This is a genomic window from Streptomyces sp. DH37 (genome assembly GCF_029813835.1).
Taxonomy (GTDB): domain Bacteria; phylum Actinomycetota; class Actinomycetes; order Streptomycetales; family Streptomycetaceae; genus Streptomyces.
In genome coordinates this window covers 1-19,560 of record NZ_JARVKV010000072.1, presented here as the reverse complement: position 1 = coordinate 19,560, position 19,560 = coordinate 1, and the positions used below count along the sequence as shown (strand labels likewise).

20 protein-coding genes are annotated in these 19,560 nt (G+C 75.6%); 11 read left to right on the top strand and 9 right to left on the bottom strand.

The genetic code is table 11. The features are described from left to right. Positions 1–204: 204 nt before the first annotated feature. The 4 genes from QC029_RS26220 to QC029_RS26205 all read left to right on the top strand — a co-directional run bounded on the left by QC029_RS26220 (position 205) and on the right by QC029_RS26205 (position 2,834). A complete protein-coding gene (locus tag QC029_RS26220; RefSeq protein ID WP_279558281.1) occupies positions 205–666 on the top strand; it encodes a cyclic nucleotide-binding domain-containing protein in 462 nt (153 codons plus the stop codon). A gap of 46 nt (positions 667–712) precedes the next feature. Beyond that, positions 713–1,420, top strand: a complete 708-nt coding sequence (locus QC029_RS26215; RefSeq protein WP_279558280.1) for a CBS domain-containing protein — start codon at positions 713–715, stop codon at positions 1,418–1,420. A 137-nt stretch (positions 1,421–1,557) separates the two neighbouring features. Continuing rightward, a complete protein-coding gene (locus QC029_RS26210; protein WP_279558279.1) occupies positions 1,558–2,265 on the top strand; it encodes a response regulator transcription factor in 708 nt (235 codons plus the stop codon). 134 nt (positions 2,266–2,399) lie between these two features. Beyond that, the gene (locus QC029_RS26205; protein WP_279558278.1) at positions 2,400–2,834 is read left to right on the top strand and encodes a pyridoxamine 5'-phosphate oxidase family protein; all 435 of its coding nucleotides are present in this window, start codon (positions 2,400–2,402) and stop codon (positions 2,832–2,834) included. A gap of 52 nt (positions 2,835–2,886) precedes the next feature. Here the strand turns inward: QC029_RS26205 and QC029_RS26200 are convergent, their stop codons facing one another. Both QC029_RS26200 and QC029_RS26190 read right to left on the bottom strand, forming a co-directional pair. Next, positions 2,887–3,261 carry a cupin domain-containing protein gene (locus QC029_RS26200; RefSeq protein WP_279558296.1) on the bottom strand — a complete coding sequence of 125 codons (375 nt, stop codon included), beginning with the start codon at positions 3,259–3,261 and terminating at the stop codon, positions 2,887–2,889. Positions 3,262–3,443: 182 nt separating this feature from the next. Then, the gene (locus QC029_RS26190; RefSeq protein WP_279558277.1) at positions 3,444–3,953 is read right to left on the bottom strand and encodes a GNAT family N-acetyltransferase; all 510 of its coding nucleotides are present in this window, start codon (positions 3,951–3,953) and stop codon (positions 3,444–3,446) included. A gap of 103 nt (positions 3,954–4,056) precedes the next feature. Here QC029_RS26190 and QC029_RS26185 point away from each other — a divergent pair, with 103 nt between their 5' ends. Then, a complete protein-coding gene (locus tag QC029_RS26185; protein WP_279558276.1) occupies positions 4,057–4,635 on the top strand; it encodes a GNAT family N-acetyltransferase in 579 nt (192 codons plus the stop codon). Between the two features lie 53 nt (positions 4,636–4,688). On the opposite strand, the gene QC029_RS26180 is transcribed toward QC029_RS26185, so the two are convergent. After that, positions 4,689–4,970: a helix-turn-helix domain-containing protein gene (locus QC029_RS26180; protein ID WP_279558275.1), complete on the bottom strand. Its 282-nt coding sequence runs from the start codon at positions 4,968–4,970 to the stop codon at positions 4,689–4,691. A gap of 74 nt (positions 4,971–5,044) precedes the next feature. Here QC029_RS26180 and map point away from each other — a divergent pair, with 74 nt between their 5' ends. Further along, positions 5,045–5,812: a type I methionyl aminopeptidase gene (map, locus tag QC029_RS26175; protein WP_279558274.1), complete on the top strand. Its 768-nt coding sequence runs from the start codon at positions 5,045–5,047 to the stop codon at positions 5,810–5,812. On the opposite strand, the gene QC029_RS26170 is transcribed toward map, so the two are convergent. Both QC029_RS26170 and QC029_RS26165 read right to left on the bottom strand, forming a co-directional pair. Continuing rightward, positions 5,695–6,285 carry a hypothetical protein gene (locus QC029_RS26170; protein ID WP_279558273.1) on the bottom strand — a complete coding sequence of 197 codons (591 nt, stop codon included), beginning with the start codon at positions 6,283–6,285 and terminating at the stop codon, positions 5,695–5,697. The two genes, map and QC029_RS26170, sit on opposite strands and share 118 nt — an antisense overlap. Positions 6,286–6,287: 2 nt before the next feature. After that, positions 6,288–6,449 (bottom strand): hypothetical protein, encoded by a 162-nt coding sequence (locus QC029_RS26165; RefSeq protein WP_279558272.1) that lies wholly within the window; start codon positions 6,447–6,449, stop codon positions 6,288–6,290. Between the two features lie 162 nt (positions 6,450–6,611). Here QC029_RS26165 and QC029_RS26160 point away from each other — a divergent pair, with 162 nt between their 5' ends. The 3 genes from QC029_RS26160 (at position 6,612) to QC029_RS26150 (ending at position 11,265) form a co-directional block, all read left to right on the top strand. Continuing rightward, positions 6,612–7,601, top strand: a complete 990-nt coding sequence (locus tag QC029_RS26160; RefSeq protein ID WP_279558271.1) for a LysR family transcriptional regulator — start codon at positions 6,612–6,614, stop codon at positions 7,599–7,601. Between the two features lie 191 nt (positions 7,602–7,792). After that, complete coding sequence (locus tag QC029_RS26155; protein ID WP_279558270.1) at positions 7,793–9,724, top strand: DNA translocase FtsK; 1,932 nt, start codon at positions 7,793–7,795, stop codon at positions 9,722–9,724. Positions 9,725–9,876: 152 nt separating this feature from the next. Next, on the top strand, positions 9,877–11,265 hold the full coding sequence (locus QC029_RS26150) for a carbohydrate-binding protein (protein ID WP_279558269.1): 1,389 nt from the start codon (positions 9,877–9,879) through the stop codon (positions 11,263–11,265). Positions 11,266–11,418: 153 nt separating this feature from the next. Here the strand turns inward: QC029_RS26150 and QC029_RS26145 are convergent, their stop codons facing one another. The 4 genes from QC029_RS26145 to QC029_RS26130 form a co-directional block, all read right to left on the bottom strand. After that, positions 11,419–15,024, bottom strand: a complete 3,606-nt coding sequence (locus tag QC029_RS26145; RefSeq protein ID WP_279558268.1) for a substrate-binding domain-containing protein — start codon at positions 15,022–15,024, stop codon at positions 11,419–11,421. Positions 15,025–15,181: 157 nt separating this feature from the next. Next, on the bottom strand, positions 15,182–16,153 hold the full coding sequence (locus tag QC029_RS26140) for a polysaccharide lyase family 1 protein (protein ID WP_279558267.1): 972 nt from the start codon (positions 16,151–16,153) through the stop codon (positions 15,182–15,184). A 533-nt stretch (positions 16,154–16,686) separates the two neighbouring features. After that, positions 16,687–17,673, bottom strand: coding sequence for an NAD-dependent epimerase/dehydratase family protein (locus QC029_RS26135; protein ID WP_279558266.1), 987 nt, complete (start codon positions 17,671–17,673; stop codon positions 16,687–16,689). Positions 17,674–17,769: 96 nt separating this feature from the next. After that, complete coding sequence (locus QC029_RS26130; RefSeq protein WP_279558265.1) at positions 17,770–18,291, bottom strand: ATP-binding protein; 522 nt, start codon at positions 18,289–18,291, stop codon at positions 17,770–17,772. Between the two features lie 154 nt (positions 18,292–18,445). Here QC029_RS26130 and QC029_RS26125 point away from each other — a divergent pair, with 154 nt between their 5' ends. Then, positions 18,446–19,357, top strand: a complete 912-nt coding sequence (locus QC029_RS26125) for a helix-turn-helix transcriptional regulator (RefSeq protein ID WP_279558295.1) — start codon at positions 18,446–18,448, stop codon at positions 19,355–19,357. Continuing rightward, on the top strand, positions 19,320–19,448 hold the full coding sequence (locus QC029_RS26120) for a DUF397 domain-containing protein (protein WP_279558264.1): 129 nt from the start codon (positions 19,320–19,322) through the stop codon (positions 19,446–19,448). Before QC029_RS26125 ends, QC029_RS26120 begins: the two co-directional genes overlap by 38 nt. The last annotated feature ends 112 nt before the right edge of the window (positions 19,449–19,560 follow it).

The following is a 19,560-nucleotide window of genomic DNA, read 5'->3' as shown; positions in this document are numbered from 1 at the left end:
GGCCCGGACGCGGGGGCCGAAGGTCCCGTCTCCGGCTCCCGTACGGCCCCTGCCCCGGCGGGAGGAGGGGACCGACGATGACGGGTGAGGCCCGCCCGCCGGTCAGGGAGTACAACGGGAGTAGGGAGCGTTGGCGGACCGCCACGGCACCCGGCCCGGCAGCGGACGCCTCCGCGCACACCATCCGCCCCAGGGAGGCCCGCCATGATCGTGACCGCCAACAACCTGCTCAGGGCACTGCCCCCCGAGGGGCGCGACCGGCTGATGGAGCTCGCCCGCGAGGTCTCCTTCCCCGCCGGCGCGCGCATCTCCGAGGAGGGCCACCGGGCCGACCGGTTCTGGGTGATCCGGACCGGCTCGGTCACCCTCGACATGCGCGTGCCCGGACGCCGTCCGGCCGCGGTGGAGACCCTCTCCCACGGCGACCTGCTGGGCTGGTCCTGGCTCTTCCCGCCGTACACCTGGCAGCTGGGCGCCGAGGCGCTCAGCCCGGTGCGGGCGCTGGAGTTCGACGCGGCCCGGGTGCGGGAGCTGTGCGAGGCGGACCCGGTGCTGGGGCGCGCGGTGGCCCTGCGGGTGGCCGAGATCGTCGCGCACCGGCTGCAGGCCGCCCGCACCCGGCTGCTGGACCTGTACGGGCCGTACGGCAGCGGGCCGCTGTCGTGACGCGCGCGCCGTGGCGCACACGGCGACCGGATCCGAGGAGGACGCCATGGACCGCACCCCGCACACCCCGCACACCCCGCACATCGTCAGCGACGTCATGACCCAGACCGTCGTCTCCGTCGGCCGGGACGCCCCGTTCAAGCAGATCGTGATGACCATGGAGCAGTGGAAGGTCAGCGCCCTGCCGGTCCTGGAGGGCGAGGGCCGCGTCGTCGGCGTGGTCTCCGAGGCGGACCTGCTGCCCAAGGAGGAGTTCCGGGACGGCGACCCCAGCCGCATGGAGCAGTTGCGTCGCCCGGAGGAGCTGGCCCGGGTGGGGGCGGTGGCCGCGGGCGAGCTGATGACGGCGCCGGCCGTCTGCGTCCACGCCGGCGCCACGCTGGCCGAGGCGGCGCGGATCATGGCGCGCCGGCGCGTCAAGCGGCTGCCCGTGACCGACGCCGGCGGCCTGCTGGTCGGTGTCGTCAGCCGGGGCGATCTGCTGAAGGTCTTCCTGCGCCCGGACGAGGAGATCGCCCGGGAGGTGCGCCACGAGGTGGTCGAGCCCCTCTTCCCCGGCGCGGACCGGAGTGTGGAGGTGCGCGTGGCGGACGGCGTGGTCACCTTCACCGGCGAGATCCGCGACACGGCCCTGGTCCCGGTGGCGGCCCGGATGGCGCGGTCGGTCGAGGGGGTCGTGGACGTGGGGTTCGATCTGAGCCGCCCGGGCGTCGCCGGCCGGCACGAGCCGCCCGTGGCGGGCCCGCTGCCCTGAGCCGGGCGGCCCCCTCACCCGTGGTCCGGCCGCGCGCACGGGCGGTGGGGCCGTTGGGCCCTGGCGTCGGGCGGGCCGGTCGGGGCACGATCGTGGGGCAGGGGGCGTGCCCCTGTCCGACAGCGTGAAGGAACCGTATGACCCAGGCCCAGCAGTTCACCCCACAGACACCGATCCGGGTGTTCCTCCTCGACGACCACGAGGTGGTACGGCGCGGCGTGCACGACCTGCTGGACGCCGAACCCGACATCGAGGTGGTCGGCGAGGCCGGCACGGCCGAGCAGGCCCTCGCCCGCGGCCCGGCCCTGCGCCCGCACGTGGCCGTGCTGGACGTGCGCCTGCCGGACGGCAACGGCATCGCCGTCTGCCGCGAGCTGCGCTCGCGGATGCCGGAGCTGGCGTGTCTGATGCTCACCTCGTTCGACGACGACGACGCGCTGCTGGACGCGATCATGGCCGGCGCCTCGGGGTACGTCCTCAAGCAGATCAAGGGCTCGGACCTGGTCTCCGCCGTCCGCACCGTCGCCTCCGGGCAGTCCATGCTGGACCCGGCCACCACGGCGCGGCTGATGAACAGCCTGCGGGTGCAGGACACCGGGGAGGCGCCCGAGGAGCCGCGGGACGCCGCGCTGGCCTCGCTGACGCCGCGCGAGCGCGACATCCTGGCCCTGATCGGCGAGGGGCTGACCAACCGGCAGATCGGCCGGCGGCTGTACCTGTCGGAGAAGACGGTCAAGAACAACATCTCGCGCCTGCTGGCCAAGCTCGGGGTCGAGCGCCGCGTGCAGGCGGCCGTCATCGCCACCCAGACCGCCCCGCACTCCCCGGGGCAGCCCCCGCGCTGAGCGGGGCTCCCCGGCCGCGGGACCGCCGTCCCGCGGGACCGCCGTCCCGCGGGGCGGCGGTTCCGTGCTTTTCGTCCCGGATGGGGACCGGTCGGCCCTATCCCCCGCCCGGGCGGCGTACGCACCATGGAGGCATGCACCGACACGACGGCTTCCGCGAACTCGACCGGCAGGAGTGCCTGCGCCTGCTGGAGCAGGTCCCCCTGGGCCGCGTCGTCTACACCGAGAACGCGCTGCCCGCCGTCCTCCCCGTCAACTTCTTCCTGGACCGCGACCTGGGGGTGGTCCTGCGCACCTCGGCCGCGTCCCGGATGGCCCGCGCGGTGGACACCAGCGTGGTCGCCTTCGAGGTGGACCGGTTCGAGGAGGCGACGCGCTCCGGCTGGAGCGTGGTGGTCACCGGGCGCGCCGCGCTGGTGACCGATCCCGCCGAGGCCGAGCGGCTCGCCCGGTCCGGGCCGGTCTCCTGGGCGCCGGTCGGGGACGGGGCCTTCGTGCGGATCGAGCCCGAGCTGGTGACCGGCCGGGTGCTGGAGAACGTCTCGCCGGGCCACCGCGCGACCGCCTGACCCGCCCCGCGCGGCCGGCCGGCGGGTGCCGGGCGGTCCGGCGTAGCGGCCGTCAGTCCAGCCGGACGGTGAGCAGCACCAGGGCGTCGGTCCCGGCGGTCAGGCGGTGCCGTTCGGCCGGGATGGCGAGGAGGTCGTGCTCCCGCAGCTCCCAGGAGCGGTCGACGGTGCTCAGCGTCACCCGGCCGCTCAGGCACAGCAGCGTCGCGGCGCCCGGGGCCCGGTGCTCGGCCAGTCCGCGGCCCTCGGCCAGCGCCACCAGGGTCACGCTCAGTCCGGGGACCTCGACGACGGTCTGCGCCTTCCGCCCGGATTCGGCCGCCCCCGCCTCGGCCAGCAGCCACTCTCCCTGGGCCGTCAGTCCCGCGACCTCGCCGGCCGGGTGCTTCTCGCGGTCCGGCTCGGGACCGCCCTGCGGAGTGATCATCGGATGCGCTCCCCTCCGCGCCGGGGGCGCACGCGAGCTGCGTGCCCGGCCGCGGTAGACGATGTACGGACGGGTGAGGTACCCCACCGGCGCGGTCGGCATGTGGTCCGGACGGGTGAAAGGCCGGCCGGCGCGCTGCACGCGTGCGGCCGGAACGGCGCCGGGCGGGGCGCGCGGAACCTTCAGGAGCGTGGACCGAGCCGCTTCTCGAACCAGTGCTCGGCGTACTTCGCGCCGTTGTAGTCGGGGATCTCGGTGTAGCCGCACCGCGCGTACAGGGCACGGGCCTCGACCAGGTCACCGCGGGTGTCCAGCCGGATCACCCGCGCGCCCAGCACCTCGCGGGCGGCGTGCTCGGCCGCCGCCAGCAGCCGCGCTCCCCCGCCCGTCCCCCGCGCCCCGGGGTGGACGAAGAGCCGGGTCAGTTCGGCGGTCCCGGGCGCCAGGACGCGCAGGCCCACGCACCCGGCGGGCCGCCCCCCGTACCGGCCCACCACGAAATGGCCGGTGGGGGCGGTGAGGTCGTCGCTGGGCTCCTCGGCGAGCACCGCGTCGACCTCCCCGGCCGTGACGCGGCGGCCGTGGTAGCGGCTGACGATGTCGTCGTAGTACGCGCGCAGCAGGGCCGCGGAATCGGGGTGCCCGACGGGCAGGGGCGCGATGTCCCAGAGGTCTCGGCGGTCGGCGTTCACGCGCCCCATCCTCACAGGCGCGGCCCGTCGCGTCCTCCCGGTTTCCGCCGGCGGTTCCCGCCCGGCCCGGGCCGCTGTCGCACCCCGCCCGTAGGGTGGCGGCATGTCGGAGCGAGCGACCGCGGCGGAGGTACGGATCGAGCCCTGGGGCGAGGACGACCTGCCCCTGCTGCGGCGCGCCAACGCGCCGGAGATGACCGAGCACCTGGGCGGTCCGGAGAGCGCGGAGAAGGTCCTGGACCGCCACCGCGGGTACGTCGGCATGACCGCCGGCGCCGCCACGGGCGCCGGCTGCATGTTCCGCGTGGTCCTGCTCCCCGGCCTGGCGAAGGCGGGCACCATCGGCTACTGGGAACGGCCGTGGCGGGACGCGGTGGTGTACGAGACCGGATGGACGGTCCTGCCCGAGTTCCAGGGCCGCGGCATCGCCGCGGCCGCCGCCCGGGCCGTCGTCGCCCGCGCCCGCGCCGAGCGCAGGCACCGGTTCCTGTACGCCTTCCCCTCCGTCGGCAACCCCGCGTCGAACGGGATCTGCCGCCGGGCCGGCTTCTCGCTGGTGGGCGAGTGCGAGTTCGAGTTCCCGCCGGGACGCCTGATGCGGAGCAACGAGTGGCGGCTGGACCTCGCCGCGGCTGCCGGGGGCGCTGGAGAAAGCTCTGAGGGAGCCCTGAGGAAGCGCTGAGGAAGCGGTGGGAGGGCGCCGAGAGGTGCCGGGGGCCGCCAGGAGGGCGCGTCCTACGCCGACAGCGCCTGCTCGCCCCCGCCGTGGCCGTCGTCCCGGGCGCAGACGGCGGCCAGTTCGTCCAGGGACAGTCCCAGTACGGCCGCCAGCGCCGCCACGGTGAAGAACGCCGGAGTGGGCGCCCGTCCGGTCTCGATCTTGCGCAGCGTCTCCGCCGACACCCCGGCCGCCGCGGCGACCTCCACCATGCTGCGTTCACCGCGTGCTCCGCGCAGCAGCGCGCCGAGCCGCTCCCCGCGCTGCCGCTCCCACGGGGTCAGAGGAGTCCTCACCATGACCGTGATACTAATACCGGTATAAGAATTGGGTCGCGCCGGGCCGGCGCGGTACGGACAGGGAGTGGCGGAGCATGGTGGAGATCAAGACCGACGCGGCGCTGGAGGCCATGCGGGAGGCCGGGCGCGTCGTGGCCCGCACCCTTGCGGCGGTCCGGGACGCGGCGGCCGTCGGCGTGTCCCTGCGGGAGCTGGACGAGGCGGCGCGCGCCGTCCTGGAGGAGTCGGGGGCGCGCTCGCCCTTCCTGGGGTACCGCCCCTCCTTCGCCCCCACCCCGTTCCCGGCGGTGGTCTGCGTGTCCGTCAACGACGCGATCGTGCACGGCGTCCCCGACGGGTACCGGCTGCGCGACGGCGACCTGGTCAGCGTCGACTGCGGTGCGGAACTCGACGGCTGGACCGGCGACGCCGCCGTCAGCTTCACCGTGGGCACCCCCCGCCCCGCCGACCTGGAGCTGATCAAGGCCACCCGGGAGGCGCTCGACGCCGGCATCGCGGCGGCCACCGTCGGGAACCGGATCGGCGACATCTCGCACGCCGTCGGCGCCGTCGCCGGGGCGGCCCGCTGCGGCATGCCCCGGGACTTCGGCGGCCACGGCATCGGCCGCCGCATGCACGAGGACCCCCACGTCCCCAACCGCGGGCGCCCCGGCCGCGGCTTCCCCCTGCGCCACGGACTGGTCCTCGCCATCGAGCCGATGCTCATGGCCGGTGGGAGCGACGCCTACCGCACCGACGCCGACGGCTGGACGCTGCGCACCACCGACGGCAGCCGGGCGGCCCACATCGAGCACACCGTGGCGGTCACCGAGGAGGGCCCGCGCGTCCTCACCCTGCCCTGACCGGAGCCCGCGTCCCCCGTCACGCCCCGGCGCGGGCGGGGGGGCGCGCACGCGGCGGTCCCCCGGCGGGCCGCCAGTTGGTACAGCCGGGCGGTGTGCCGGTGGGCCGGCCGGTCGGTGACCGCCGGCTCCAGCCGTTCCAGGTCGGCGTGGAAGGCCGGGTCGTGCTTGCGCTCGTCGTCGGCGATGTGGTCGCAGACGCTGCGGATGCCGTAGCGGTCCGCCCGTGGGCAGCCCAGGCCGTCCGGCAGGGAGGCGATCTCCTCGGCGGTGTACAGCGCCATGGTGGTGCCGAAGGTGCGGCCGTCGGCCCGGTCCCGGTCGAGGGCCGCCGGCGCCGCGGCCGGGCCCAGTCCGCGTACGGCCGCCACCAGCGGCGCGGAGTGGCGGTTGACGGCCATCACCGACAGGACGCCGCCCTCGCGCAGCGGCGCCACCGCGGCGGCCGGCATCGCGGGCGCGTGGTCCACCACGGTCACGCGGTGCCCGCGCGGCCGACCGGACCGCGTCGCCCCCGTCTCCCTCCCCCGGCGAGGTCCAGGATCCGCAGGGAGCCGCCGCCCAGCCGGTCCGGGTGACGCAGGAGGTCGGCCTCGGCCAGGGCGAAGCGCGGCCGGCCCGGGGGGCGTCCTGCCACTGCCGCCAGGCGGTCATGGAGGAGTCGAAGGTCCGGGCCGTCTCGGGCATGCGGGAGCCCGGCGGAGGCTCCGACTCGCCGATCACGCACCGGACTCCTGGTCCGTACCAATGCTCTGCCGATGTATTGCCGCGACGGACCGGGACGCCCAAGCTGTCGGGCATGGACCTGGAACTGCGGCACCTGAAGACGATCCGGGCGATCGCGGACGCGGGCAGCCTCACCCGGGCGGCCACGGCGCTGGGCCTGGCCCAGCCGGCGCTCAGCGCGCAGCTCAAGCGGATCGAACGCGCCCTGGGCGGTTCGCTGTTCGCCCGCGGGCGGTACGGAGTGCGGCCGACCGCGCTCGGCGAGCTGGTGCTGGACCGGGCCGGCGTACTGCTGCCCGCGGTGCGCGAACTGCAGGAGGAGGCCGTGCGGTTCGCGCAGGCGTGGGACGGCATGCCGCGCTTCCGGCTCGGCGGTACGCACGGCCCGCTGCTGGGCGGGGTGGTGGACCGGCTGGCGGCGTCCCATCCCGGAGTCGCGGTGACCACGCGCACCTCCTGGTCGGAGCGGGAGATCGCCGCGCTGGTGATCGAGGGGCGGGTGGACTTCGCGCTGGTCGGCGCCTGCGGGGAGAGCCCGCCGCCCGCGGCGGACCGGCTGGTGTGGCGGGAGATCGCGGTCGACCCGGTGTTCGTGATGCTGGGCCGGGACCATCCGCTGGCCGGACGGCGCGAGGTGGAGCTGGGGCTGTTGGCGGAGGAGTCCTGGACGGACGTGCCGGGGGACGGCTGCTTCGCGGACTGTTTCGCCGCCGCCTGCGCCCGTGCCGGGTTCACCCCCGCCCGCGTCTACGAGACCGACACCGCCTCGTGCGTCCATCTGGTGCAGGTGGGGCGGGCGGTCGGGCTGTGCCGGGCGACGTTCCCGCCGACGCCCGGTCTGGTGACCCGCCCGCTGGTCGGCGCCCCGCTGCGCTGGCGGCACCTGATCGGCTGGCATCCGGGCGCGTCCGCCGCGGGTGTCGCGGCGTCGGTGGTCGGGCACGCCCGCGCGGCGCACACCGAGGCCGCCGCGCGCAGCACGAGTTACACCCAGTGGCTGGCGGACCACCCCGGTTCCGGCGCGACACCCCCGGCCGCGACCGGACACCACGGCCCCGTCTGACCCGGCGGGCCGGCGGCCCGCACCGCGCGGGTCAAGAGGGCCGTAGAAGAGCGGAATTGGGGTGCCGTGGGGGGTTCCGCTGGTCAGAGGGGTACGCCCGGATGGATGCGGACCGCCGGTACCTCCTCCGACGGCGCCTCCCTCCGTCCGCTACAGTCCGTCCTCCTGGGAAGTGCCACAAGGGGGCGGAAATGCGTCGCGATACATGCCCGGTCTGCGAGCACAGGGCACCGGTGACCAACGAGATCATCGGCGACCACGAGAGCGAGGGCCGGAGCTGCCGGGGAACGGGCCGGAAGGCCGTGGAACGGCGGCCCCTGCGGGAGGGCGTCCCGCGATCCGCCGGGGAGGACACCCGGTCGAAGACGGTGGTGCGCGTGTACGCGGCCCTGGCGCTGGTCGTCCTGCTGCTCCTCGTCCTCGGCGCGGTCCTCGGCTCCCCGCCGCTCCTGGTGGGCGGCTCCGTCCTCCTCGTCGTGGCGGGGCTCGGCGTCCTGCTGGGCCGCGGCACCGCCCGCAAGCCGGCCCGCGGGCGGGCCGGTGAGCCGGGCGGGACCGGAACGGAGGCGGCGGACGCCGTCCAGACCGAGCCGGAGCCACAGGCCGGGGCACGGCAGGAGGAGGAGCACCGCGGGAGCGGGGCGGAGGCGGCCCCGCGGCCCGTTCCCGCCGAGGAAGTCCCCGCCGAGGGAGTCTCCGCGGAGAAGGTCCCCGCGGAGGAATCGGTCCGGGAACGGCCGTCGGCCGGGGGGCTGTTCATCCCCTTCCCCGACGGTCCCGGCCGGGAGAGCGCCCGGGCGGACCGGGAGGAGAGCGACGGCGGGGCCCTCCGTACGCCGGAGCCCGCACCGGTCGACGACTCCCCGGCCGAGGAGGCCGGGGCGCCCGAGGCGCCGGTGGACAAGGCCCCTGCCGCGTCCGCCGCTCCGGTGGACGGACCCGCACCGGCCGCTGAGGAAGCCGCCGCACCCGCACCTGCCGCCGAGCCCGTCCCGGTCACCGAGGAACCCACCGCATCCCCGGCCAAGTTCGCTCCGGTGGACGAACCCACCCCGGTCACCGAGGAGCCCGCCGCACCCGCACCTGCCGTCGAGCCCACTCCGGTCACCCAGGAACCCGGGCTCCACGCCGAGAAGGCCGAGACGCCCGCCGAGAAGGCCGAGGCAGCCGCCGACGAATCCGCACCGGCCGTCGCGGAAGCCGCCCCGCTCGCCGAGGAGCCCATCGGCGACAGGGCCGCGGAGCCGGAGGCACCCGCCACCGAGGCCGAGCCGACCACCGAGGCCCCCGTCGCGTCCGCCGCACCGGTGGACGAGCCCGTCCCGGTCACCGAGGAGCCCGCCGCGCCCCCCGCTCCGGTGGACGGACCCGCCCCGGCCGTCGAGGAAGCCGCCGAGCCCGCACCTGCCGTCGAGCCCGTCCCGGTTACCGAGGAACCCACCGCACCCCCGGCCAAGTTCGCTCCGGTGGACGAGCCCGCACCGGCCGCTGAGGAAGCCGCCGCACCCGCACCTGCCGTCGAGCCCGTCCCCGTTACCGAGGAACCCACCGCACCCGCCGCCGAGTTCGCTCCGATGGACGAACCCACCCCGGTCACCGAGGAGCCCGCCGCACCCGCACCCGCCGCCGAGCCCACTCCGGTCACCGAGGAACCCGGGCTCCACGCCGAGAAGGCCGAGACGCCCGCCGTGGAGGCCGAGGCAGCCGCCGACGAACCCGCACCGGTTGCCGAAGCGCCCGCCGTCGCCGCCGTCACCGCCGAGGCCCCGGAACCGGCGGCGGAGGCGGAGCCGGAGGCGCCCATCGGCGAGTCCGCGCCGCTCGTGCCCGCCGCCCGGCCCGCACCGGCCGCCGACGAGCCCGCCGGGGAGCCCTTCGCCCGGCAGGCCGAGGCCGCCGGGCTGGAGGTCGAGGCCCTCCGTGAGATCGCGCAGGCGGTCGTCACCGAGCAGAACGCCAGCATGGTCTACGTGCAGCAGCGCTTCTCCCTCTCCCGCCCGGTCGCCCGGCGCGCCCTCGACGCGCTCGAACAGCTCGGCCTGGTCTCGGCCCCGGCCAAGAACGGCCGCCGCAAGACGCTGGTCACGTCCCTCGACGACCTCACCCCGTCGGGCGGACGGTGAGCCGTGTGCGGCGGCACCGCGGAATCCGCAGGCCGGACGACGGCATGAGGCGGCTTCCATAACGCGATGGGGAGAGGAGAACTGACAGCTCCTCTCCCTGTCGTGTCCGCGTCTACGGTTTCGGTCACCCCGACGAAACCGAGGAGACCCACATGCTCCACAGACGCGTCATAGGCGTGTGCGCCGGCGTCGTGGCGGCCGGCGCGCTCGCCCTGACCGGGCTGCCGGGCACCGCGACGGCCGATCCCGCCGCGTCCGCCCGGCAGACCACCGGCGCCCCGTCGGCACCGTCCGCCCTGTCCTCCGTCCCGCCCGGCCTGCTCAAGGCCATGCAGCGCGACCTCGGCCTCACCCCCGGCCAGGCGAAGGACCGGCTGGTGAACGAGAGCAGGGCCGGGGCGACCGCCGGGGCGCTGCGCCTGGCGCTCGGCGGCGACTTCGCCGGCGCCTGGGTGACGGGCGACACCGCGACGCTGACGGTGGCCACCACCGACGCCTCCGACGCCCGCGAGATCGCCGCCGAGGGCGCCCGCGCCGAGGTCGTCGGCCACAGCCTGGCCGAACTCGACGCCGCCAAGGCCGCGTTGGACAGGGCCGCGCGGAAGAGCGCCACCACCGCGGCGCCGGTCTGGTACGTCGACGTCCGCACCAACTCCGTGGTCGTCCACGCCTCCGAGCCCGCGAAGGCGCGCGGCTTCGTCGCCGCCGCCGGCGTCGACGGCGACCTGGTGCGCGTGGTGGAGTCGGCCGAGCGGCCCCGCCCGCTGTACGACCTGCGGGGCGGCGACGCGTACTACATGGGCAGCGGCGGGCGCTGCTCCGTCGGCTTCCCCGTCACCAAGGGCTCCCAGCAGGGCTTCGCCACCGCGGGCCACTGCGGCCGCACCGGCACCAGCGTCTCGGGCCACAACCAGGTGGCGCTGGGCACCTTCCAGGGCTCGTCCTTCCCCGGCAACGACTACGCCTGGGTCGCGGCCAACGGCAACTGGACGGCCACCCCGTACGTGAAGACCTCCAGCGGCACCGTCCAGGTCGCGGGCTCCACGCAGGCGGCGGTGGGCGCCTCCATCTGCCGGTCCGGCTCGACCACGGGCTGGCACTGCGGAACGATCCAGCAGCACAACACCAGCGTCACCTATCCCGAGGGCACCATCACCGGCGTGACGCGCACGACGGTGTGCGCCGAGCCCGGCGACTCCGGCGGCTCCTACATCTCCGGAAACCAGGCGCAGGGCGTCACCTCCGGCGGCTCGGGCAACTGCCGCACGGGCGGTACGACGTACCACCAGCCGGTCAACGAGATCCTCTCGGTGTACGGCCTGACGCTGAAGACCACCGGCGGCGGTCCGGGCCCGGAGCCCACCGACCCGCCCACGGACCCGCCCGGTGAGGAGCCGGGCGGCACCTGGAAGGCCGGCACCGTCTACAGCGCCGGCGACCGGGTGACCTACGGGGGCGCGACCTACCGCTGCCTGCAGGCCCACCAGGCGCAGCCGGGCTGGGAGCCGCCGAACACCCCGGCGCTGTGGCAGCGGGTGTGACGGGCGCCGCCTGACCCGTCTTCCGCACCACCACGAGCCGCCCGGGTGCGCGGGCGGCACACGGCCGGAGGGTGTCCCTGGGGGGAGCGCCCTCCGGCCGGCCGTCTCCCGCCGGTGCGGGGCGGGCCCCACGGCTACGACGCGGCCCCGTGGCTACGACGCCTCCCGGTAGGCGTGCGGGGCGACGCCCGTCACCTTGCGGAAGACCCGGCTGAAGTACGCCCGGTCGTGGAAGCCGACCGCGCGGGCGACGGCCTGGACGCTGTCGCCGCTGTGCCGCAGCCGCTCCTTGGCGCGCTGGACGCGCAGCCGGGTCAGGTACTCCCACAGCGGCAGTCCCAGTTCGCGGTGGAAGAGCCTGCTGAGGTGGTCCTCGCTGACGCCCGCGGCCCGGGCGACCTGCCAGCGGGAGATGCGGTGGCGGTAGTGCTGCTCGAGGTAGGCCAGCGCGCTGCGGACCGGGGCGCGGGTGCGGGAGGGCTGCGGGGACGACGGGGACGACGGGGACGATGGTTCAGCGCGCCGCGTCATGGCGGTCAGCAGGGCGGCGGTCTCCGCCTCGGTGAGGATGTCCCGGCCCAGGAACACCATGCCGGGGTGCGGTTCCGCGCGGCGCACGTCGTCGGCGGTGAAGCCGTCGTCGCCGACCATCAGGACGGGGGTGTCGGAGCGTTCCGCGCCGTCGTACATCGCCTCGGCGACGTCGAAGCCGTCCATGTCGGGCAGGGTGCGGGAGACGACCAGCAGGCAGGGGGCGTCCTCCGCGAGCAGGGCCAGCGCGGAGCCGCCGTCCGCGGCGGTGCGCACGGTGCGGCCCGGCAGCACCCCGGCCAGCAGCCGCCGCCACTGCTCGCGGTGGGGCGCGGAGCCGTCGACGACCACCGCGGGGGCGGTCGGCCCCGGGGGGCGGAGGGCGCGCAGCGCCCGGTCCAGGTCGGGGCCGGAGACGGGGCCGTAGAGCAGGAAGGGGGTGTGGCGCAGCGCCGGGTGGCCGTGGAGCCGCTGGACGGCCGACCACTCCTGCGGCCGGGCCCCCTCGGCGTCCCAGACGACGGCGGCCGGTCCGCCCTCCGCGACCAGGGAGGCGAGGTCGTCGTCCGGGTCGAGGCGGCGCAGCCGCAGGCCCTGCCGCCGGGCGAGGGCCGCCGCCTCCGGGGGCGGCGCGGTGGCGGCGGCGACCAGGAGGGTGCGGCCGGTGTCCGGGGCGGGGCCGGGCGCGGGGGCGGAGGTCTCCACCGGGGTGGGCAGCGGCACGTCCAGGCGGAAGCCGCTTCCGGCGGGGCCGCGGTCGAGGGCGACCGTCCCGCCGTGCAGCACGGCGAGCCGCCGGGCGATGGCCAGGCCGAGCCGCGAGCCGGGCGCGCCGGAGGCGAAGGGCTGGAACAGGTGCCCGGCCTCCCCCGGCGGTACGTACAGCCCGGTGGCCAGGACGCGGACGCGCAGCAGGGCGGGCAGGACCTCGGCCGTGAGCCGCAGCCGCCCGCCGCCGGCGAGGTGCCCGGCGGCGGTCAGCAGGTTGAGGGCGATCTGGCGCAGCCGGGGGGCGTCGGCGCGTACGGCGGGGAGGCGGCGGGGCAGCGTGAGCTGCCAGTCGGCCCCGGCCGGGCGGTGCCGGGCGGCGCTGTGGAACGCCTCGGCGAGCACCGGGCGCGGGTCCAGCAGCCGCCGGGACAGGTCGAGGGCGTCGATCTCGGAGCGGGACAGGTCCAGCAGGTCGTCGATCAGCCGCAGCAGGCGCGCGGCGTCGTCGTGCGCGCGGCGGAGCGCGTCGGCCGCGCTCCCTCCGGCACTCCCGTCGGTACCTCCGTCGGCACCTGCGTCCGCGTCGGCCCGGGGGGCGCGGGTGTGGCGCAGGATGGCCTCGACCGGGGTGCGCAGTTCGTCGGTGGCGTTGTCCAGCAACCGGGTCTTGAGCCTGCTGGCCCGCTCGGCCGCGTCACGGGCCCGGCGGACCTCGTCGAAGAGCCGGATGCCCTTGAGGGCGGCGCTGATCTGGTCGCCCAGCGCCCGGTAGAGCGCTCCCCGGCGCGCGGCGCCTCCGTCCGTGCCCCCGTCGAAGAGCGCGAGGCCGAGCTGCTCGTCGCCGATGTGCAGGGGTTCGACGACCAGGGTGAAGCGGCGGTCCCGCGGCAGCAGCCGGTCCGGCAGCAGCAGTTCGGCCGGGTAGGGCGCGCCGCCGTCGTCCCGCTCCGGCCGTGGGTGCTCGCCGGGGCCGCCCGCCGGCTCACCGGGCTCTCCGGGTTCGCCGGGCAGGGGCACCGGACGGGCCAGGCGGCGGCCGGCGCCGTCCGGTGCCCGGTGGCCGCCCTCGTAGAGCACCAGGCGGCAGCCCGGCACACCGGTGTCCGGCAGGTGGCGGGCCAGCGCGCCGGTGAGTGCGTCCAGGTCCACGGCGGTGGTCAGCGCGGTGCCCAGCTCCCGCAGCCGGCGCGCGTCCTGCTGCTCGGTCCAGCGCTCGTACTCCAGCAGCCGGTGCGCCTTGTCGGCCACCATCAACCGGGCCTGGGCGATGAGTCGTTCGGCCCTCGCCCGTCCTGCGGGGGCGGGCGGCGGGGCGAGCAGGCCGCGGGCGCGCAGCAGGGAGCGGTCCCAGAGGGCCGCGTCCTCCGCGGTGCGGACCCGGTCGCCGATCAGGCGCTCGACCAGGGGCAGGAAGGCATCACCGGTTCCGGAACCGGGACCGAAGCCGGAACCGGAGCCGGGGCTCCGGTCCGCCTCCACGCCGAGGTCGGTGCGCAGCGCCTCGGCCAGCGCCGGTCCGTGGTCCGGCAGGTCCGCGAACGGCTCTCCCGGCTCCTCCCCGTCCGGCGCTCCCCCGGCGGCCCCCTGGGCGACGAGCGGCGAGTGGCAGCCGCAGGAGCGCCGCACGACGAGGGTGCCCGTCACCGCGCTCCGCGCGGGCGGCGCCGTGCCCCGCAGCCGGGCGAGGAGGGTCTCCACGGCCAGCGCGCCGAGTTCGGCGAAGGGCAGCGCGACCGAGGTCAGCGGCGGGTCGGCCAGCCGGGCCTCCAGCGAGTCGTTGAAGCCGACGACCGCCACGTCCTCGGGCACCCGCACACCGCGCCCGGTCAGGAACCGCAGGGCGTCGGCGGCCAGGACGTCGCTGCAGGCGACCACCGCGTCGAAGTCGCGGCCGGGCCGCAGGCCCCGTACGTCGGTCAGGACCCGCATCGCCGCGGCGCCGGCCCCGCCGCCGAAGTCCGCCGAGGCGACGACCAGAGAGCGGTCCGGGGGGATGCGGTGGCGGGCGAGGGCGTCGGCGTAGGCGCGGTAGCGGTCCCGGGAGACGGGGTTGGCCAGCGGCCCGCGCACGCAGGCGAGCCGGCGGCGGCCGTGCTCCCCGACCAGATGGCTGACGGCCGCGCGCATGCCCGCGTAGCTGTCCAGTTGGAGGGTCTCGTGGTCCTCCAGCGCGCGGTTGAGGCTGACGACCGGTAACGCGCCCAGCCGCCGCACCAGCCGGGCGGCGCGCTCGTCGCCCGCGGCGGGCAGGCCGAGGGTGGAGGTCCAGCAGACGACGCCGTCCAGCCGTTCGGGGCCGACCAGTTCGTACAGCGCGGTGCGCGGCGCCGCGGCGGGCCGTAGCGGGCCCCCGGGGAAGCACACCAGGTTGACGTCGTTGCGCTCGGCCGCCGCCAGGACCCCGGACCACAGGGTGGCGCCGACGCCCAGGTGGATGTTGGCCGTGACCAGCCCGATGGTGGGCCGGCCGCTCCCCCCGCCCCCCTCCCGCGCCGGTACGGGTCCGCGTTCCGCCATGGCCTGCCTCGCTCGTCGCTCGGTGACGGCTTCCCCTCGCCCCGCGGCATCCCTCACCGGGAGGGTGGACGATAACGACGGGTACGCGTCCGGGCAAGACAGACGGTGCGTCTGTCCTGCCCGGACGGTGTGGGGCTGCTGGGCCGGTGGGACCGGTTCAGATCTTCCCGACGCCCGCGCCCGCGGTCACGATCGACTTGACGGAGGCGGCGTTGTCGGGGGTGTAGCCGTAGGGGATGGAGGCGACGGAGCCGCCGGTCTCGCCCGGGCCGGAGTTGACGAAGTGGTTGTTCCTCGCCGCCAGCCCGCCGTCGTCCGAGGAGCCCTCACCGCGGTGGAAGGGGTCCTCGACGTTCTCGAAGTAGTTGCCCTCCACCAGCACGCCGGCGTTCTCGGTGGACGCCACGCCGTAGTCGCCGATGTTGCTGTAGTAGTTGTTCAGGACGTGGACGGGGTTGCCGAAGCGGACCCGCGGGTGGCGCTGGTTGGTCCCGTCGAACCAGTTGTGGTCGTAGGTCACCCGCAGCTTGCCGGTGTCCTCGCCGCCGTTGCTGTCGGAGTGCCCGAGCAGGAACGTCTTGTCGTGGTCGTGGACGCGGTTCCAGGAGACGGTGATGAGGTCCGAGGCGCGCTTGATGTCGAGGGCCCCGTCGTTGGCGTTCGAGATGTCGTTGTGGTCGATCCAGACCCTGGTGGAGTACTGGACGTTGATGGCGTCGTCGTTCGACCCCGTGAAGGTCAGGTTCCGGATGATCACGTTGCTGACGTTGCTGATGTTCAGCCCGCTGCCGGTGATCCTGCCGGAGGTGCCCACGCCGACGATGGTCTTGTCGGACGCCACCTTGGTCATGCTGCCGAGGTTGACGGTGCCGTTGACCCGGACGGTCTTGGGACCGCTGCTCTGCACTTCCTGGATGAACTGACTGGCGTTCGTCACGGTGACGGTGCTGCCGCCCGCGCCGCCGGTGGTGCCGGCGCCGAACCCGATGGGCGAGTTGGCCGCCAGCGGGCGCGGCGACCCGGCCTCCGCGGCCGAACCGCTGAGCGCGCCGGCCCCGGTGAGGGTCATGGCGGCGGCCGTGACGGCCACGGTGCTGATCAGCTTGAAGCGTGCGCTCGTCCTGCGCATGGGGGGTGCTCCATCCGATGTGGGGGGATCTTCCGGACACGCATGCGTCTGTACGTTCCGTTACCGCGCGGCGACTCGTTCCGATGCTAGGACGGCGTCTGTGGACGATGCCGGGACCCGTGTGGACTATGGCGCGCACACGGCGGACGGCCCTCCGGCGGCCGAACGTCCGGTGAACGCGGCGGAGTGCACGGCGCGGGGCCCGGCTCGGGGTCCGGCGGGTGCCGCGGAGCCCGGCTCGCACAGGAGAACGAGCGTGATCAAGCCCTGGGCAGCGGGGCGTTCGTCGGTATTTTTCGCTCCCTGCCGCTCCCTGCCGCTCCGGACGCGGCACGGCGGAGGTTCGGCGATGGGGGTGCCGTGCGCGATTTCAGCCTTCCGCCCGTGGTGGAGCCGACGCGGGCGGGGGGTCTGGCGGACTCGGTCCACGATCTGGCCGAGCGCGACCCGGAGTTCGCGCAACTCGCCCGCCGCCGCGGCGGTGACGGGCGAGCTGCGCGGACGGTCCGCGCCGATCGCCGTCGGCCTCGGCCTCAGCCGAGGGCGTCGAGCAGCTCGCGCTCGCGGCGGGCGCTGAGGCCGGCGCGTCGTGGCCGGTCCAGGCCCTGCTCGCGCTCCCAGCGCAGCGTGTCGGCCAGCAGCTCCGACCTGGGCCGGTGGCGGAGCCCCGCGGCGCGCGCCGCGGATCCGTTCCGGGCCGACCACCCCTCCCAGCCCGGCTCGACCAGCCACATCGGCAGCGACTCGGCCCCCATGTACTCGGCCACGCCCTGGGCGAGCAGCCAGGCCGAGTCGGCGGTGACGACCGGGCCGGTGTGCCCGCCGGCGGCACGGGAGAGCTCGATCCACTCGGCGAACGGAACGACCGGGCCGACGGCGTCGTAGGCGCCGGTCTCCCCCGCCTCCGCGGCGTCGAGCAGCCAGGCGGCCAGATCGCGCACGTCGACCGCCTGCGTCGGCAGGTCCGGCGTGCCGGGGACCAGCATCGGCCCGTGCGGATCGCGTGCGGCGCGGGCCGCCCAGTAGCCGGAGCGCCCGCTGTGGTCGCCCGGACCGCCGATGAGACCGGCGCGCGCGATCAGGAGGCGGTCGCCCACGGCGGCCGTCGACGCCTGTTCGCAGGCGACCTTCGCCTCGCCGTAGGACGAGCGGTCCACCTCGCTCCGGTCGGTCGGGGCGAGGAGCGCCGCGGACTCGTCCGCGTCCGGCACGGCATGGGAGGCGTAGGCGCTGACGGAGGAGACGTAGGTCCAGTGCCCGGCCCTGCCGCCGAGGGCGTCGAGCGCCCCGCGCACGAAGCCCGGCTGCCAGGACACCTCGACGACCGCTTCCCACGCGCGGTCGAGCAGCGGTTCGTACGCCGAGGGGTCGCGCCGGTCGGCGGCCACCAGCCTCGCGCCGTCCGCGACCTCCCCGCTCTCGCCGCGCGCCAGGCACGTCACCCGGTGGCCGCGCCCGATCGCCTGCCGCGACACCTCCCGGCCCACCCACGCCGTTCCGCCCAGTACCAGGATCTCCATTCCGACACCCAAGCACGGTGAACGCCGGCCGCCCGGACGGGTTCACCGACAGCGGATCCGGTCCCGCCGGCCGACCGCCGCGCCCTCGCCCTGCCCTCACCGGCCCGGCTCTCCCGCGGAGGGACCGGGGACGTCCGGAAGGGCCGGGACCTCCGCCCAGACCGTCTTGCCGACGGGGTCGCGCGGGACCGCGCCCCACCGGGTGGCGAGGATGTCCACCAGCAGCAGGCCGCGCCCCGACTCGTCGTCCTCGGACGACGGGGACGGAACGGCGGGAGGCCGGATCGGGGAGGCGTCCGAGACCTCGACGCGGATCGCGTCCCCCCGCACTTCGAGGACGAGACGAAAGTCGCGCCCGGGAACGCGGCCGTGCGTGACGGCGTTGGCCGCCAGTTCGCCGACCAGCAGGGAGACGGTGCACGACGCGTCCGACGCGGGCGGCCATCCCCACTCCCCCATGCGCCGCACGGCGAGCCTCCGGGCGAGCCGGGCCCCCTTGGGCGAGGACGTGAACCGCCGCGCGAACAGCGGGCGTTCGGGTCCACCCGAGTGCGCCGCGTCCGGCTGCGGGTCCTCGTCGGGCATGGGCGTCGTCATCAGCACGGAGTCGTCCTTCACTTCCTCGGCCGATCCGCACCGTAGGCGGATCATCACGTTCCGTGCCTCATGATCGGCCGACGAGCCTACGCTCGGAAGGGGATGAAGCCTTACCTTCCATCCCGTAAGAAACGGAAGTGATGTTTTGGCCAAGGAAGTTGATCCCGGGACGTCGATGGCGGCCCTGTTCGGCTCACGGGTCCGCAGACTCCGCACGGCCGCCGGGCTGACCCAGGCCGAGCTGGGCGAGAAGGCGCACGTGGTCGCCAGCCGGATCACCCAGATCGAGCGGGCCTCCGGAGCGAGACCGACGCTGGAACTGGCACGCGCACTCGACGCCGCTCTCGGAGCGGACAACCTGCTGGTCGACCTGTGGCCGTACGTCTACCGCGAGACGTTCCCGGACTGGTCGCGCAGGTTCATGGAGTGCGCGGAACGGGCGGTAGCCATCTGCGAGTACGCGGCACATGTGGTGCCCGGCCTGCTCCAGACCGAGGACTACGCACGAGCCCTGTTGAGCGTCGGCCGGACGCTCAACGGCGAGGAGCAGTTGGAGGAACGCGTCGCGGCCCGGCTCGGGCGACAGGGACGGCTGTGGTCACCGGGCCGCCCCGAACTGTGGGTCATCCTGGACGAGTCGGTGCTACGGCGTCCGATCGGCGGCCGGGCCGCCATGCGGGGTCAGCTGGCGGGTTTGCTGAAGGCCGCCGAGGAACCTCACATCACGGTGCAGGTGCTGCCGTTCGACCAGGGCGAGCACGGTGCGCTGGGCGGTTCCCTGACTCTGCTGACGATGCCGGACGGCTCGGAGACGGTCTACACGGAAGGCGCCGACTACGGCCAACTCGTCGAGGAACCGGCGGAGATCAGGCCGTACAAGGAGACATACGATCGGCTGCGGGCGGCAGCCCTGCCCCCGCTCATGTCCCTCGACATGATCCGATCCGCGCTGGAGGACAACCGTGGAGCGAGCGTCCCGTCCCGATCTCAGCGGCGCCGACTGGCGCAGGAGCAGCTACAGCAATCAGGAGGGCGGCAACTGCGTCGAGGTGGCCGACGGCTTCCCCGGCAGCGTCCCCGTCCGTGACAGCAAGGTCCCGCACGGGCCGGTGCTGGCGTTCCCGGCGGCGTCCTGGACTTCCTTCATAGGCGGGTTGAAGGCCGCACACCGCGCCTGAGCGATCCGGGAGCCGGTGCGCTTCGGCTTCCCGGCCCCGCCGGGCCCTCGCCCACGAGGGTCCGGCGGGCCGCGAACTCCCTTCAAAGAACCGGGAGAAAGAACCCCCACCC